This is a genomic window from Pseudomonas sp. (assembly GCF_032058845.1).
GTDB lineage: Bacteria > Pseudomonadota > Gammaproteobacteria > Pseudomonadales > Pseudomonadaceae > Aquipseudomonas.
Map to the genome: position 1 here is coordinate 19,506 of NZ_DAMCCR010000024.1, position 14,045 is coordinate 33,550.

Annotated in this window: 13 protein-coding genes and 1 pseudogene; 6 read left to right on the forward strand and 8 right to left on the reverse strand. The window is 65.8% G+C overall.

Annotation, left to right across the window (positions count from 1 at the left end):
- Window positions 1-111: 111 nt before the first annotated feature.
- Entirely contained in the window at window positions 112-411 is a 300-nt protein-coding gene (locus RT028_RS07070) for a PilZ domain-containing protein (protein ID WP_312933929.1), read from the forward strand.
- A 38-nt stretch (window positions 412-449) separates the two neighbouring features.
- On the opposite strand, the gene RT028_RS07075 is transcribed toward RT028_RS07070, so the two are convergent.
- Entirely contained in the window at window positions 450-1,151 is a 702-nt protein-coding gene (locus RT028_RS07075) for a VacJ family lipoprotein (RefSeq protein WP_312933931.1), read from the reverse strand.
- 178 nt (window positions 1,152-1,329) lie between these two features.
- Here RT028_RS07075 and RT028_RS07080 point away from each other — a divergent pair, with 178 nt between their 5' ends.
- A complete protein-coding gene (locus RT028_RS07080; RefSeq protein WP_312933933.1) occupies window positions 1,330-1,905 on the forward strand; it encodes a phosphonoacetaldehyde phosphonohydrolase-related protein in 576 nt (191 codons plus the stop codon).
- A 433-nt stretch (window positions 1,906-2,338) separates the two neighbouring features.
- Window positions 2,339-2,602 (forward strand): DUF4404 family protein, encoded by a 264-nt coding sequence (locus tag RT028_RS07085; RefSeq protein ID WP_312933935.1) that lies wholly within the window; start codon window positions 2,339-2,341, stop codon window positions 2,600-2,602.
- Window positions 2,603-2,902: 300 nt separating this feature from the next.
- Here the strand turns inward: RT028_RS07085 and queF are convergent, their stop codons facing one another.
- Entirely contained in the window at window positions 2,903-3,733 is an 831-nt protein-coding gene (gene queF, locus RT028_RS07090; protein ID WP_312933937.1) for an NADPH-dependent 7-cyano-7-deazaguanine reductase QueF, read from the reverse strand.
- Window positions 3,734-3,794: 61 nt separating this feature from the next.
- Window positions 3,795-4,421: a cupredoxin domain-containing protein gene (locus RT028_RS07095; protein ID WP_312933939.1), complete on the reverse strand. Its 627-nt coding sequence runs from the start codon at window positions 4,419-4,421 to the stop codon at window positions 3,795-3,797.
- Window positions 4,422-4,574: 153 nt separating this feature from the next.
- Between RT028_RS07095 and RT028_RS07100 the strand changes: the two genes are divergently transcribed.
- Genes RT028_RS07100 through RT028_RS07110 form a run of 3 tightly spaced genes read left to right on the forward strand, consistent with a single transcriptional unit; the run spans window position 4,575 to window position 6,735 of the window.
- Window positions 4,575-5,255, forward strand: coding sequence for a heavy metal response regulator transcription factor (locus RT028_RS07100; RefSeq protein WP_312933941.1), 681 nt, complete (start codon window positions 4,575-4,577; stop codon window positions 5,253-5,255).
- Window positions 5,252-5,383 carry a hypothetical protein gene (locus RT028_RS07105; RefSeq protein ID WP_312933943.1) on the forward strand — a complete coding sequence of 44 codons (132 nt, stop codon included), beginning with the start codon at window positions 5,252-5,254 and terminating at the stop codon, window positions 5,381-5,383. The genes RT028_RS07100 and RT028_RS07105 overlap by 4 nt, the downstream gene beginning before the upstream one ends.
- On the forward strand, window positions 5,380-6,735 hold the full coding sequence (locus RT028_RS07110) for a heavy metal sensor histidine kinase (protein ID WP_312933945.1): 1,356 nt from the start codon (window positions 5,380-5,382) through the stop codon (window positions 6,733-6,735). Before RT028_RS07105 ends, RT028_RS07110 begins: the two co-directional genes overlap by 4 nt.
- 380 nt (window positions 6,736-7,115) lie before the next feature.
- Here RT028_RS07110 and prpF read toward each other — a convergent pair whose 3' ends face one another.
- From prpF to RT028_RS07135, 5 genes and pseudogenes are all read right to left on the reverse strand, one after another.
- A complete protein-coding gene (prpF, locus tag RT028_RS07115) occupies window positions 7,116-8,300 on the reverse strand; it encodes a 2-methylaconitate cis-trans isomerase PrpF (RefSeq protein ID WP_312933947.1) in 1,185 nt (394 codons plus the stop codon).
- Window positions 8,301-8,354: 54 nt separating this feature from the next.
- The gene (gene acnD / locus RT028_RS07120) at window positions 8,355-10,943 is read right to left on the reverse strand and encodes a Fe/S-dependent 2-methylisocitrate dehydratase AcnD (RefSeq protein WP_312933952.1); all 2,589 of its coding nucleotides are present in this window, start codon (window positions 10,941-10,943) and stop codon (window positions 8,355-8,357) included.
- Between the two features lie 104 nt (window positions 10,944-11,047).
- On the reverse strand, window positions 11,048-12,175 hold the full coding sequence (gene prpC, locus RT028_RS07125) for a 2-methylcitrate synthase (protein WP_312933954.1): 1,128 nt from the start codon (window positions 12,173-12,175) through the stop codon (window positions 11,048-11,050).
- 62 nt (window positions 12,176-12,237) lie between these two features.
- Entirely contained in the window at window positions 12,238-13,122 is an 885-nt protein-coding gene (gene prpB, locus RT028_RS07130; RefSeq protein WP_409567195.1) for a methylisocitrate lyase, read from the reverse strand.
- Window positions 13,119-13,828 (reverse strand): annotated as a pseudogene (locus tag RT028_RS07135) (GntR family transcriptional regulator). The gene prpB and the pseudogene RT028_RS07135 overlap by 4 nt, the downstream one beginning before the upstream one ends.
- Between the last annotated feature and the right edge of the window lie 217 nt (window positions 13,829-14,045).

A 14,045-nucleotide genomic window follows, 5' to 3' on the forward strand; every position in this document is an offset into this window, starting at 1 on the left:
ATCCGCCAGGCGTTTCAAGCGTGAAGGGCGCGACGATCCTGCACTTTACAGGCGAAATCGCCGGGAGTTATAAGAAAGTTCTCAAGCCCTACCAGATGGAAGGTTGTCCCTATGTCACAGACGCCCCAGAACTACAGCGAGAAGCGCGATTTCATTCGGATGCGCGTCGATGCGGCCGCCAGTTTGCTGCACGAAGGTGAGGTGATTGCAGCGGTGTGCCTGGACCTGTCCAGCAGTGGCATGCAGGTGCAGGCGCCGCAGCAGTTTCAGGTCGGTGATCGCCTGGAGGTGCGTATCGAGTCGGAACATGCCGCGCTCACCGGGCTGCAGGCCAGCACCGAAGTGGTGTGGATCGCCGATCAGCCTGACGGGGAACAGAAACTGGGGTTGCGCATCCTCACCATGCGCTGAGCCGCGCGTCGGCGCGCGGCTCAGGTACGGCGGATCGCTTAGAAGTCGTCTTCGACTTCGCCGTCCTTGACGCGGAACTCGCGGTTCTGCAGGTAGGCGTTGCGGATGAAGATGTACTTGTCGCCGCTGAGCAGCTTCTCGGCCGAGAGCAGTTGTGCGCGGGTGTCGACGATGTCCATGGCCAGGATCGAGTTGCGGGTCGGGACATGGTCGATGTAGCGATACGGCTTGGTGTAGGTGTCCGGGTAACGCGCCAGCCCGTCACGCACGGTGCTCGGCCCCAGCAACGGGATGACCACGTACGGCCCGCTTGGCACGCCCCAGTAGCCCAGGGTCTGGCCGAAGTCTTCGTCGCTGCGCTGCAGCCCCATGCGCGTGCCGACGTCGAACAGGCCGCCGATGCCGAAGGTGGTGTTGAAGATGATCCGCGCGGTGTCGATGCCCGCTTCGCGGTACTTCAGCTGCAGCACGTTGTTGGCCAGGTTGGTGACGTCGCCGACATTGTTGAACACGTTGTGGATGCCATCTTCGACGAACTGCGGCGTGACGGCCTGATAGCCCTTGGCCAGAGGCTTCAGCGCGTAGGTGTCGAGCACGTCGTTGAACCGGAAGATCGGCCGGTTGATGGCCTCCCAGGGGTCTTCCTCGGTGGCGGCCTGGGTGGCCGTGATCGGTGCCAGCAGCAAGCTGGCACAGATACAGGCCTGGGTGACGCGATCAATCACGCCGGTCCTACGCATAATGCTTCTCCATCGAGGGTTCATGACGGCATCGCAAGGGGCGGCTGCCTGACAAAGCGCCAGTATAAGGTGTCCGTGGCTGATGAACAGCCTTGCGGTGACGTCGGCAAAGATTGCCCGGTGTCACGCAACGGTCACGACGCTGTTCTAGGGTGGATGTTCTTTCATGGATGCTGCCATGCCCCACACCACCCCCTCACCCGCCCGCGTAACCGCCGTGCTGTTCAGCCTGCGGGGCTGCCTGGTGCATGTCGAAGCGGACGGCGCCCGCCCTGCGCCAGGGGCGTTGGCGTGCCTGGCGCAGTTGGCCGAACAGTCGGTGCCGTGCCTGTGGCTGGATGCGCAGGCCAGCGATGACCACGGTCGACTGGCCGCCGCCTTGCCGCCAGGCCTGCCTCGGCAGGTCGGCGCGTCACGGCCCTGGCCCGCTCCAGATGCTTGCTGGCAGGCCTTGATGGCCCTGGGCAGCGAGCACGTGCACGGTGTGGTGGTGGTCAGCGCTGAGCCCGCCCTGCTGCAATCGGCGCTCAATGCCGGGCTGTGGACCGTGGGGCTGGCGGCGTGCAATCCGGCGTGTGCGCACAGCGCCCGCCAGTGGCAAGGGCTGAGCGACAGCGCGCAGGGCAAGGCGCGGGGCCAGGCTACCCTGGCGCTGTACGCACTCGGGGTTCATTCGGTGATCGATCATCTGGAGGCGCTGCCGTTGTGCCTGGGCGACATCGCTCAGCGGCTGGCCAAGGGTGAGAAGCCTTAGGCTCTGTACGGAAAGTCTTGAGACGAAGGTCAGGCAAAGCCGATGGCGGCCCCACAAAAAAACCGGCGAGGAAAGACTGGGGGCGCGCTCGACTGTACTGGAGTACATGAGCATTACGACGGGGACGCCTAGTTGGGGACGCCTAGCCGGGAACGGCCCTCCGGCCGGCATTCAACGCAGCATGAACGCGTATCAAGGCTTCTCGTACAGAGCCTGGCGCGGGTGTGGAGCGCCTGTACGCCCAGCCCGGTTGCCCAGCACACGCCCCCAGTGCCCGGCATGCTTTTTGGCGCCTGCGTTCGCAACGCACAGGGCCTTGCGCTTGACGCCCATCATGCAAAGTCACGGCCAGTGGATTAGGCTTGCAGGCAGGTCAGAAACCTTTAGCTGACTCTCAAGGTCCATGCCTTAAGTCATTGATGGAGTACGTCCCATGTCCGCCCCCGAACTGCAAGCGCGTCTCAACAGCCTGCGCGAACAACTTGACCGTAACGTGCCGCTTTCCGATGAGGAAGTGGCCAACCTGCACGAAGAGGCGCGCGAGGTCGAAGCGCAACTCAAACTCGAGGAAGCCACCGCCGACAACAACGTGGTCGACGGCGTGAACCTGGCCATCGAACGCTTCGAAGCCGAACACCCGGACCTTACCGCTACCCTGCGCAGCATTGCCAATTCGCTGCATAGCATGGGGATCTGAGACGCTCGGGTCAGGCAATTGCTGACATCTGACGCAAAGGCTGTTCGCTCGTGCCACTGGGGCCGCTGCGCGGCCCATCGCGGCTGAAGCCGCTCCTACGTGCTCAAGTCCATGCTGTGGGAGCGACTTCAGTCGCGATGGCCGGCGCAGCCGGCCCAGCACTGATAACCCCGGATACCTGCCAGGACAGGACAACCGCGATCAGGGCCGCTGCGCGGCCCATCGCGGCTGACCGGGGCGCCGGACCGGCCGCTCCTACACGGATAGCGAGACGCCTTGCGCGTCTTTTTTCATGTCCGCTTACTGGCGCACCAAACGCAGGTTGCGTGGGGTGATCGCCCCGCTGCTGCGGTACGGGTTGATGTCCAGGCCGCCGCGGCGCACGTAGCGGGCATACACGGTCAGGTGCTGCGGGTTGAGCAGTCGTTTGAGATCCAGGTAGATGCGCTCGACGCATTGCTCGTGGAAGTCGGCGTGCTGGCGGAAGCTCACCAGGTAAGCCAGCAGGCTCGCATGGTCCAGCGCCGGACCCTGGTAGTCGACCACCACGCTGCCCCAGTCGGGCTGGCTGGTCACCGGGCAGTTGGACTTGAGCAGGTGGCTGTGCAGGGTCTCTTCGACGATGCGATCAGGGTTGCACGCGAGCAACTCGGGTTGTGGGTGGTCGTAGCTGCTGACGGTGATATCCAGCGCGTCAATGCACAGCCCAGGCAACGCCGTGGTGCCTTCATCCTCCACTTCGCCCAAGGTCCGGACGCGTACGGCAACCGGCTTGCCGGCGGCGGCTGACAAGTCTTTTTCCAGGCACGTGCGCAATTCGCCCTGGGTGGCGAAGGCGGTCTGGTTCAGCGAGTTGAGGTAGAGCTTGAATGACTTCGACTCGATGATGTTCGGCGAGTCGGCCGGAATGGCGAACTCGCCGATGGCCACCACCGGCTTGCCCGACGGCAGCAGCCACGACAGCTCGAAGCAGTTCCAGTAGTCCACGCCCTGCCAGGGCAGGGTCTGCGCGGTCACGCCCAGCTCGGTCCATTTGGCCTCGCGTGGGATCGGGAACAACAACGAGGGCGTGTAGGTGGCGACGTATTCGCTGGATTTGCCCAGCGGCGAGGTTTCGGCGGAAGGATGCATGAGATCGGCCCTGCAGAGTCAAATGCCGGCCAGTTTACCGATTTTTCCTATCGCCTGTTGTTCACTCGATGGTCAGCGGCCCGACCATGCCGGCCTGGTAGTGCCCTGGCACGTTGCAGGCGAACTCGATGGGCGCGGACGCGCTGAAGGTCCAGGTCAGTTCGGCGCGTTGACCCGGTTGCACGAGCACGGTGTTGCCACCGCCGTGCCCGTGGTCGGCATCGCCGTGGGCCATGCCGGCATGGGCGCCGGGGGTCTGACCGTGATCCATCCCCGCGTGTCCGCCAGCAGCCTCACCATGCGCCATCCCCACCTGCCCACCCGCAGCCTCACCATGCGCCATCCCCGCCTGCCCACCCGCAGCCTCACCATGGGCCATCCCCGCCCCCCCAGCTCCGGCGAACGTCCTGCCCTGCATGGCGAGCATCTCTTTCTGGTGCTCGACATGCATGGCCTTGTCACCAAGGTTGAATTCATGCGGCAACTGACCTTCGTTGATCAGCACGAAGCGCACCGTTTCGCCGGCCTTGACCTGCAACCTGGTGGGCTCGAAGGCGATGTCTTTCATCACCACCTCCACCGTACGGGTGGCCTTCTCGGCCGAGGCGGGCTCGCCGAAGGCGAAGGTTTCGGCAAGTGCCGGCAGGCTGAACAGCGACAAGGCAGCGGTGAGCAACAGCGGTTTCATGCAGGTAACTCCAGAGCGCGTCAAACGATGTCACGCACCTTACCCAGTGCGCGCTGGCACGCACCTGACGCGCAGATTACAAAGCTGTCAGCTTGGCCGAAACCCGTCAGCCTGACGTATCCTTGCCCTCCCCGCCCATGGAAGCCTCAGCCCATGAAACTGCTGATCGTCGAAGACCAGGCCAAGACGGGCCAGTACCTGTGCCAGGGCCTGCGCGAAGCCGGCTTCAGCACGGAACTGGCCAGTGACGGCGACACCGGTCAGCACCTGGCCTTGACCGGCGACTACGACCTGCTGCTGCTGGACGTGATGCTGCCCGGACGCGATGGCTGGCAGATCGTGCAAAGCGTGCGCCAGGCCGGGCTGGAAACCCCGGTGCTGTTTCTCACTGCCCGCGACACCATCGAGGACCGCGTGCGCGGCCTGGAGCTGGGCGCCGACGATTATCTGGTCAAGCCGTTCGCCTTTGCCGAGCTGCTGGCGCGGGTCCGCAGCCTGCTGCGCCGCGGCGCCAGCAGCCCACAGGAGACCTGCCTGAGCCTGGCCGACCTGCGCCTTGACCTGCTGCGCCGCCGCGTCGAACGTGCCGGCCGGCGCCTGGACCTCACCGCCAAGGAATTCGCGCTGCTGGAATTGCTGCTCCGCCGCCAGGGCGAGGTACTGCCCAAATCGCTGATTGCCTCGCAGGTCTGGGACATGAATTTCGACAGCGACACCAATGTCATCGAAGTGGCGATCCGTCGCCTGCGATTGAAGGTCGACGATGCCCATCCCGAGAAACTGATCCATACCGTGCGTGGCATGGGTTACGTGCTGGAAATGCGTGCCGAATGAATTCCGACAATGGCACCGTCATCGAAGCGGTGATCCGTCTGCGATTCAAGGTCGATGACGTCCACCCCGAAAAATTGACTCATACCGTGCGCAGCATGGGTTATGTGCTGGAAATGCGCGCCGAATGATGCCGCGCCTGTCGCTCGGGACGCGGTTGGGGCTGTTGTTTGCCGCCTGCACCGCAGTGGTCTCGCTGACGGCCGGGCTGCTGTTCAGCCAGGCCAGCGCCCGGCATTTCATCGAGCTCGACCAGCAGCTGCTCAGCGCGCGGCTATCGCAGTGGCGTACTCAGCTGGACGGTTTGCACGAGGCTGAGGATCTGGCGCCGCGCCTGGGCGAGCTGCGTGCTCAGCTCAGCCATCAGGCCGATCTGGCCTTGCGCATTCAGGGCCCGCAAGGGGGCACCTGGTTCACCAGCCACAGCGAGCTGCCCCCCGCGCCAGCCCAGCCAGGGCTGGCCACCCAGCACGGCAGCGGTATCGACTACCGCAGCCTGGACGCCCCGCTGTACGCCAACCAAGCGCAGTCGCCACGCCTGACCTTGTACCTGGACATCACCCACCACCAGCATTTTCTGCAACGCATGCAGCAGTTGATCTGGCTTACCGTCGGGTTGTCAGCGCTGGCCACGGCGCTGCTGGGGGCCTGGGCCGTGCGCCGCGGCCTGCGCCCGCTGCGGCAGATGGGCAAAGTGGCCGCGAGTGTCTCGGCGCGCTCGCTGACGACCCGCCTGCCCGCCGCGCAACTGCCGGAAGAACTGGCCGACCTGGCCGGCGCCGTGAATGACATGTTGCAGCGGCTGGACGATGCCTTCCAGCGCCTGTCGGCGTTCTCGGCCGACATCGCCCATGAACTGCGCACGCCACTGTCCAATCTGCTCACCCATACCCAGGTCACCCTCACCCGCCCGCGCAGCCTGGAGCAGTATCGCGAGGCGCTGCATGGCAACCTGGAAGAGCTGCAGCGCATGGCGCAGATGGTCAACGACATGCTGTTTCTGGCCAAGGCTGACCATGGCCTGCTGGTGCCAGGGCAGCAGCCGTTGCAGCTCGAAGACGAAGTGGATGCGCTGCTGGAGTACTACGCGGTGCTGGCCGAAGACGCCGAGGTGCGCTTGAGCCGACAGGGCCACGCCGCGTTGAGAGGGGATCGCCACATGCTGCGCCGCGCCCTGTCCAACCTGCTCGACAATGCCCTGCGCTTTACCCCGGCAGGCGGGGAGATCCGCGTCAGCCTGAGCCCTGGCGTGCAATTGTGCGTAGCCAATACCGGCCCGGCCATCGACCCGGAGGTGCTGCCGCGACTGTTCGACCGCTTCTACCGCGCAGACCCCGCGCGCAGCGACAGCGGGCGTGAGCATGCCGGGTTGGGGCTGGCCATTACCCGCTCGATCATCCAGGCGCATGGCGGGGAGATTCAGGCCGAGAGCGAGGGGGGGTGGACACGGGTGACGATCGAGTTGCCCGTTGAGGCCGTGTGAGCGGCCGGTTCGGTATCGGGGCGGGGGGCAGGGATCGCGTTATAGAGGTGGGACGGAGGGTCTGGCATTGGGCCGGCTGCGCCGGCCATCGCGGCTAAAGCCGCTCCTACACCGTGTGATGCCTGGGCATCTCGATCGTATGATGCGTGGGAATCTCGCGGTCGTGTAGGAGCGACTTCAGTCGCGATGGCCGGCAAAGCCGGCCTGATTCAGGCAGCACGCCGGGCCGGAAGAACCGGCCTCCCAGCCCATGCGGCTGGCCGGAGGGCTCGGCCTCCCGGCGCATGCGGCTAGCTCGGATTCTGCAGCCCTACCCTGTTAGTCTCGCCGCAGGCCTTACCTTGGAGTGCCGGCTCCATGTCATATCGCATTCCATACTGCTACGCCCCCGGCACCCTCACCCACCCCTCCATCAACACCCGCGCACTGCGGCTCATCAGCGCTTTGGTCACCGTCCACTGGCCGTCGACCTGCTGCGCTTCGGCGCCCACTCGCAAACTGCCGGAAGGATGCCCGAAGCGCACCGCAGCGCGGGTACCGCCTCCCGCCGCCAGGTTGACCAGCGTTCCCGGAATCGCCGCCGCCGTGCCGATGGCCACTGCCGCCGTGCCCATCATGGCGTGGTGCAGCTTGCCCATGGACAGCGCCCGCACCAGCAGGTCGACATCCGTTGCCGGTACCGGCTTGCCGCTGGAGGCGATGTAGTCGGCAGGCGGTGCCACGAACGCGACCTTCGGTGTGTGCTGGCGATCGGCAGCCTGTTCCAGCGTGCTGATCAGGCCCATGCGCAAGGCGCCGTGCGCGCGCAGGGTTTCGAACCGCGCCAAGGCGGCAGGGTCACCGTTGATGGCCTCCTGCAGCTCGGTGCCGGTGTAGCCGAGGTCGGCCGCGTTGACGAAAATCGTCGGGATGCCGGCATTGATCAACGTCGCCTGCAGCGTGCCGAAGCCCGGCACCTCCAGCGTGTCGACCAGGTTCCCGGTGGGGAACATGGCGCCGCCGCCGTCGCCTTCATCAGCGGCCGGATCAAGAAACTCCAGTTGCACTTCGGCGGCGGGAAAGGTCACCCCATCGAGCTCGAAATCGCCGGTCTCCTGCACCTCACCGGCGGTGATCGGCACGTGGGCGATGATGGTCTTGCCGATGTTGGCCTGCCAGATGTGCACGGTCGCAACACCGTCATGCGGGATACGCGCCGCGTCCACCAGACCGCTGGCAATCGCGAAGGCGCCGACGGCGGCGGACAGATTGCCGCAGTTGCCGCTCCAGTCCACGAACGCGCGGTCGATGGCGACCTGGCCAAACAGGTAATCGACGTCATGCCCGGCGCGCTGGCTGGGCGCGAGAATCACCGCCTTGCTGGTGCTCGAGGTGGCGCCGCCCATGCCGTCGATCTGCTTGCCGTAGGGGTCGGGGCTGCCGATGACCCGTAACAGCAACGCGTCGCGTGCAGGGCCCGGGGTCTGGGCGCTTTCCGGCAGATCGGCCAGGCGAAAGAACACGCCCTTGCTGGTGCCACCACGCATGTAGGTGGCGGGAATCTTCAGTTGTGCGGGGTGGGCCATGGTGAATTCCTGTCGGCCAGCCCTGCCGCAGAAGCGACAGGCTGGCGGGTTGAGTCAGACGGAGGCTTCGAGGAAGTCCTGGGCGAAGCGTTGCAGCACGCCACCGGCTTCATAGATCGAGACTTCTTCACCGGTGTCGAGGCGGCAGGTCACCGGCACTTCCAGGCGCTCGCCGTCGCGCCGGGTGATGACCAGGGTCAGGGTCGCGCGTGGGGTGCGCTGGCCGACCACGTCATAGGTTTCACTGCCATCGAGCGCCAGGGTGTGGCGGTCGGTGCCGGGGTGGAATTCCAGCGGCAGCACGCCCATGCCCACCAGGTTGGTGCGGTGAATGCGCTCGAAACCCTCGGCGACGATGGCCTCGACCCCGGCCAGGCGCACGCCCTTGGCCGCCCAGTCGCGTGACGAGCCCTGGCCGTAGTCGCCGCCGGCGACGATGATCAGCGGCTGCTTGCGCGCCATGTAGGTCTCGATGGCCTCCCACATGCGCACCACCTGCCCTTCAGGTTCCAGGCGGGCCAGCGAGCCCTGCTGCACCTTGCCATCGGCGCCACGGACCATCTCGTTGAACAGCTTGGGGTTGGCGAAGGTGGCGCGCTGCGCCGTCAGGTGGTCGCCGCGGTGGGTGGCGTAGGAGTTGAAGTCTTCCTCGGGCACGCCCATCAGCGCCAGGTATTCGCCCGCTGCGCTGTCGCGCATGATCGCGTTGGAGGGTGACAGGTGATCGGTGGTGATGTTGTCCGGCAGCACCGCCAGCGGACGCATGCCGGTCAGGCTGCGCTCGCCGGCCAGGGCGCCTTCCCAGTACGGCGGGCGGCGGATGTAGGTGCTCATGGGGCGCCAGTCATACAGCGGCGCCACGCTCGGCCCAGTGTCTTCGTCGATCGCGAACATGGGGATGTAGACCTGGCGGAACTGCTCGGGCCTGACCGCGGCCTTGACCATCGCATCGACCTCGGCATCGCTCGGCCAGAGGTCCTTGAGGCGAATCTCGCGGCCCTCGACCACACCCAGCACGTCTTTCTCGATGTCGAAGCGGATGGTCCCGGCGAGGGCGTAAGCCACCACCAGCGGCGGCGAGGCGAGAAACGCCTGCTTGGCGTATGGATGAATGCGCCCATCGAAGTTGCGGTTGCCCGACAGCACGGCCGTGGCGTACAGGTCGCGGTCGATGATCTCCTGCTGGATCTGCGGGTCGAGCGCACCGGACATACCGTTGCAGGTAGTGCAGGCAAACGCGACGATGCCAAAGCCGAGCTGCTCCAGCTCCGCCTCGAGCCCCGCTGCCTGCAAATACAGTTGCACCGTGCGCGAGCCGGGCGCCAGGGACGACTTGACCCATGGCTTGCGTGTCAGCCCCAGACGGTTGGCGTTACGCGCCAGGAGGCCTGCGGCGATCACGTTGCGCGGGTTGCTGGTGTTGGTGCAGCTGGTGATGGCCGCGATGATCACGGCGCCGTCAGGCATCTGCCCCGGCACCTGATCCCAGGCCCCGGCGATGCCGCGCGCGGCCAGGTCAGTGGTGGCGACGCGGGCGTGCGGGTTGGACGGCCCGGCGAGGTTGCGCACCACGCTGGCGAGGTCGAAGCTCAGCACCCGTTCGTAGGCGGCGTCCACCAGGCTGTCGGCCCAGAGGCCGGCGGCCTTGGCATAGGCTTCGACCAGGTGCACCTGCTGCGCTTCGCGGCCGGTCAGGCGCAGATAATCGAGGGTCTGTTCATCGATGGCGAACATGGCGGCGGTGGCGCCGTATTCGGGGGCCATGTTGGAAATGGTGGCACGGTCGCCCAGGGTCAGCGCACGGGCGCCCTCGCCGTAGAACTCGAGGTAGGCGCCGACCACTTTCTGCTGGCGCAGGTATTCGGTCAGTGCCAGCACCAGGTCGGTGGCGGTGATGTTCGGCGCCAGCCGGTTGCGCAGCTCGACGCCGACGATTTCCGGCAGGCGCATCCACGAGGCGCGGCCGAGCATGACGTTCTCCGCTTCCAGCCCGCCGACGCCGACGGCGATCACGCCCAGCGCATCGACATGCGGCGTATGGCTGTCGGTGCCGACACAGGTGTCGGGGTAGGCCACGCCGTGCTCGGCATGGATCACCGGGGACATCTTCTCCAGGTTGATCTGGTGCATGATGCCGTTGCCCGGTGGGATCACTTCGACGTTCTTGAACGCTCGTTTGGTCCAGTCGATGAAGTGGAAACGGTCCTCGTTGCGGCGGTCCTCGATGGCGCGGTTCTTCTCGAAGGCCTGCGGGTCATAGCCGCCGCACTCGACCGCCAGGGAGTGGTCGACGATCAGCTGTACCGGCACCACCGGGTTGACCTGCGCCGGGTCGCCGCCCTTGTCGGCGATGGCATCGCGCAGACCGGCCAGGTCGACCAGGGCAGTCTGGCCGAGGATGTCGTGGCACACCACGCGGGCCGGGTACCAGGGAAAGTCGAGGTCGCGCCTGCGTTCGATCAATTGGCCGAGGCAGGCGTCGAGCGTGGCCGGGTCGCAGCGGCGCACGAGGTTTTCCGCGAGCACACGCGAGGTGTAAGGCAAGCCCGCATAGGCACCAGGCTGCAGCGCTTCGACTGCCGCGCGGGCGTCGAAATAGTCAAAGTCGGTGCCGGGCAAAGCGGTTCGGTAGGCAGTGTTCATATCGTTATCAGGCTCTATCACGGTAATCGGGTGTGGCCACGGGTCGCCGAGGACGGGCAAGCGCCCTCGGTGCAGCATTCAGCGCTGCGGCCCACTGCTGACCGTCAGCGCTGCTCGAGCGGCACGAACGGACGCTGCGCCACCCCGGTGTACTCGGCGCTGGGGCGGATGATGCGGTTGTTTTCGCGCTGCTCGAACACGTGCGCGGCCCAGCCGGTGAGGCGCGAGCAGACGAAGATGGGCGTGAACAGCTTGGTCGGGATGCCCATGAAGTGGTACGCCGAGGCGTGATAGAAATCGGCGTTGGGGAACAGCCGCTTCTGCTCCCACATGGTCTTGTCGATGGCTTCTGAAACCGGGTACAGCACGCGGTCACCGGCCTCGTCGGCGAGCTTCGCCGCCCAGCCCTTGATCACCTCGTTGCGCGGGTCGGACTCTTTGTAGATGGCATGGCCGAAGCCCATGACCTTGTCCTTGCGTTCGAGCATGGCGAGCAATTCACGGGTGGCTTCCTGTGGGCTGCTGAACCGTTCGATCAGCTCCATGGCCGCTTCATTGGCGCCGCCGTGCAGCGGGCCGCGCAGTGAGCCGATGGCGGCGGTGATGCAGGAATACAGATCGGACAAGGTCGAGGCACAGACCCGCGCGGTGAAGGTCGAGGCGTTGAATTCGTGCTCGGCGTAGAGGATCAGCGACACGTTCATCACCTTCACATGCAGCGCGCTCGGCGCCTTGCCCAGCAACAGCTGGAGGAAGTGGCCGCCCAGGGTGTCCTGGTCGCTGTCGCAGTCAATGCGCACGCCGTGATGGCTGAAGCGGTACCAGTAGCAGACGATGGCCGGAAACAGCGCCAGCAGACGGTCAGTGCGCTCGCGCTGGGCGCCGAAGGTCAGCTCCGGCTCCAGGGTGCCGAGCATCGAGCAACCGGTGCGCATCACGTCCATCGGGTGCGTGTCGCGAGGGATGCGCTCGAGCACGTCCTTGAGCGCCTGGGGCAGGCTGCGCAAGGCCTTGAGGCTGTGCTTGTAGTCAGCCAGCTCGGCGGCGCTGGGCAGTTCGCCGTAGAGCAGCAGGTACGCCACTTCCTCGAATTCGGCATGGGCGGCGAGGTCGCGCACGTCGTAGCCGCGGTAGGTCAGCCCGGCGCCGGCCTGGCCGACGGTCGAGAGGGCGGTCTGCCCGGCGACCTGGCCACGCAGGCCGGCGCCACTGAGTACTTTTGCTTCGGCCATGGTGTTGCTCCTTTATTGAAATTGTGGGGAGTCATTGGCTGATCAGGTGTAGGGGCTGCGCTTCAGCGTTTCTCCTTCGCGAACAGGGCGTCGAGGTGCTGCTCGAAGGCGTGGTAGCCGATGGTGTCGTAAAGCTCCATGCGCGTCTGCATGGTGTCGACCACCTGCTGCTGGGTGCCGTCGCGGCGCAGCGCGGTGTAGACGTTCTCGGCGGCCTTGTTCATGGCGCGGAAGGCCGACAGCGGGTAGAGCACCAGCGACACATCCACCGACGCCAGTTGCTCGGTGGTGAACAGCGGCGTGGCGCCAAATTCGGTGATGTTGGCCAGCACCGGCACCTTCACGCGGTCGACGAAGGTCTGGTACATGGCCAGTTCGGTGATGGCCTCGGGGAAGATCATGTCGGCGCCGGCCTCGACGCAGGCGGCGGCGCGGTCGAGCGCAGCGTTCAGGCCCTCCACGGCCAGGGCGTCGGTGCGCGCCATGATCACGAAGCTGTCGTCCAGGCGCGCGTCCACTGCGGCCTTGATGCGGTCGACCATTTCCTGCTGGGTGACGATCTCTTTATTGGGGCGGTGGCCACAACGCTTGGCACCGACCTGGTCTTCGATGTGGATCGCAGCAGCACCGAACTTGCCCATCGAGCGCACGGTGCGCGCCACGTTCAGGGCCGAGGCGCCAAAGCCGGTGTCGACGTCTACCAGTAACGGCAGATCGCACACATCGGTGATGCGCCGCACGTCTGTCAGCACATCGTCCAGGCCGCTGATGCCCAGGTCCGGCACGCCCAGCGAGCCTGCCGCAACACCGCCGCCCGACAGGTAGATGGCCTTGAAGCCGGCGCGCTTGGCCAGCAGCGCATGGTTGGCGTTGATCGTGCCGACCACTTGCAAAGGGTGCTCGGCGGCGACGGCCTCGCGAAACCGTTGGCCAGGGGTACTCATCATGCATCACCTCGGAGGTTGGGGAAGTCGGCGCCCAGTGCGTGGCGCTCGATGGTGCGTCGGGACGCGCCGATGTGACGGCGCATCAGCAGTTCGGCCAGCTCGCCGTCGCCGGCCTCGATGGCGTCGAGAATACGGTGGTGTTCGGCAAAGGCCTGGTGTGGGCGATTGGGCGTGCTGGAGAACTGGATGCGGTACATGCGCACCAGCTGGTAGAGCTCGCCGCAGAGCATTTGCACCAGGGTCTGGTTGCCGCTGCCGTGAATGATCCGGTAGTGGAAGTCGTAGTCGCCTTCCTGCTGGTAGTAGCCCAGGCCTGCCTGAAAGGCGGCGTCTTGCTCATGGGTATCGAGCACCTGGCGCAGCGCCCGGATCTGCTCGGCGCTCATGCGCTCGGCGGCCAGCCGGCAGGCCATGCCTTCGAGCGACTCGCGAATCTGGTACAGCTCGATCAACTCGCGGGTGCTCAGCGACACCACCCGCGCGCCCACATGCGGCACCCGCACCACCAGGCGCTGGCCTTCCAGGCGATGGATGGCCTCGCGCAACGGTCCGCGGCTGATCCCGTAGGTGCGTGCCAGCTCGGGCTCGGAAATCTTGCTGCCCGGCGCGATCTCACCGCTGATGATCGCGGCCTGGATGCGCCGGAAGACGTGCTCGGAGCGCGTTTCGCCTTCCTCGGCCTGGGCAGTGGGAGCGGTGGCGGTATCCTGCATCATTGTCGACACCTTTGGTTTTATTGACTGAAAAGTAGCCATTAAAAGCACTAAGGTCAATCTCGAAAAGCCTGATTGTCGACAATACGCCCACCAAGAAACTCCTCCCCCGCACTGCTGTCAGAACGCCGCGCGCTGGCGTGATGACAGCAGCGTGATAGACTGCCGCGCCGTTTGCCGGTGCAGGAATCCCCTGCAGGCCGCGATACA

Excerpts from the sequence above, each read along its gene's own strand:
- prpC (WP_312933954.1), bottom strand. The coding sequence starts at position 12,175 with ATGGCCGAAGCAAAAGTACTCAGTGGCGCCGGCCTGCGTGGCCAGGTC.
- acnD (WP_312933952.1), bottom strand. The coding sequence starts at position 10,943 with ATGAACACTGCCTACCGAACCGCTTTGCCCGGCACCGACTTTGACTAT.
- RT028_RS07110 (WP_312933945.1), top strand. The coding sequence starts at position 5,380 with ATGATGCCGCGCCTGTCGCTCGGGACGCGGTTGGGGCTGTTGTTTGCC.
- RT028_RS07095 (WP_312933939.1), bottom strand. The coding sequence starts at position 4,421 with ATGAAACCGCTGTTGCTCACCGCTGCCTTGTCGCTGTTCAGCCTGCCG.
- prpB (WP_409567195.1), bottom strand. The coding sequence starts at position 13,122 with ATGATGAGTACCCCTGGCCAACGGTTTCGCGAGGCCGTCGCCGCCGAG.
- prpF (WP_312933947.1), bottom strand. The coding sequence starts at position 8,300 with ATGGCCCACCCCGCACAACTGAAGATTCCCGCCACCTACATGCGTGGT.
- RT028_RS07100 (WP_312933941.1), top strand. The coding sequence starts at position 4,575 with ATGAAACTGCTGATCGTCGAAGACCAGGCCAAGACGGGCCAGTACCTG.
- RT028_RS07080 (WP_312933933.1), top strand. The coding sequence starts at position 1,330 with ATGCCCCACACCACCCCCTCACCCGCCCGCGTAACCGCCGTGCTGTTC.
- RT028_RS07075 (WP_312933931.1), bottom strand. The coding sequence starts at position 1,151 with ATGCGTAGGACCGGCGTGATTGATCGCGTCACCCAGGCCTGTATCTGT.
- RT028_RS07105 (WP_312933943.1), top strand. The coding sequence starts at position 5,252 with ATGAATTCCGACAATGGCACCGTCATCGAAGCGGTGATCCGTCTGCGA.
- queF (WP_312933937.1), bottom strand. The coding sequence starts at position 3,733 with ATGCATCCTTCCGCCGAAACCTCGCCGCTGGGCAAATCCAGCGAATAC.
- RT028_RS07085 (WP_312933935.1), top strand. The coding sequence starts at position 2,339 with ATGTCCGCCCCCGAACTGCAAGCGCGTCTCAACAGCCTGCGCGAACAA.
- RT028_RS07070 (WP_312933929.1), top strand. The coding sequence starts at position 112 with ATGTCACAGACGCCCCAGAACTACAGCGAGAAGCGCGATTTCATTCGG.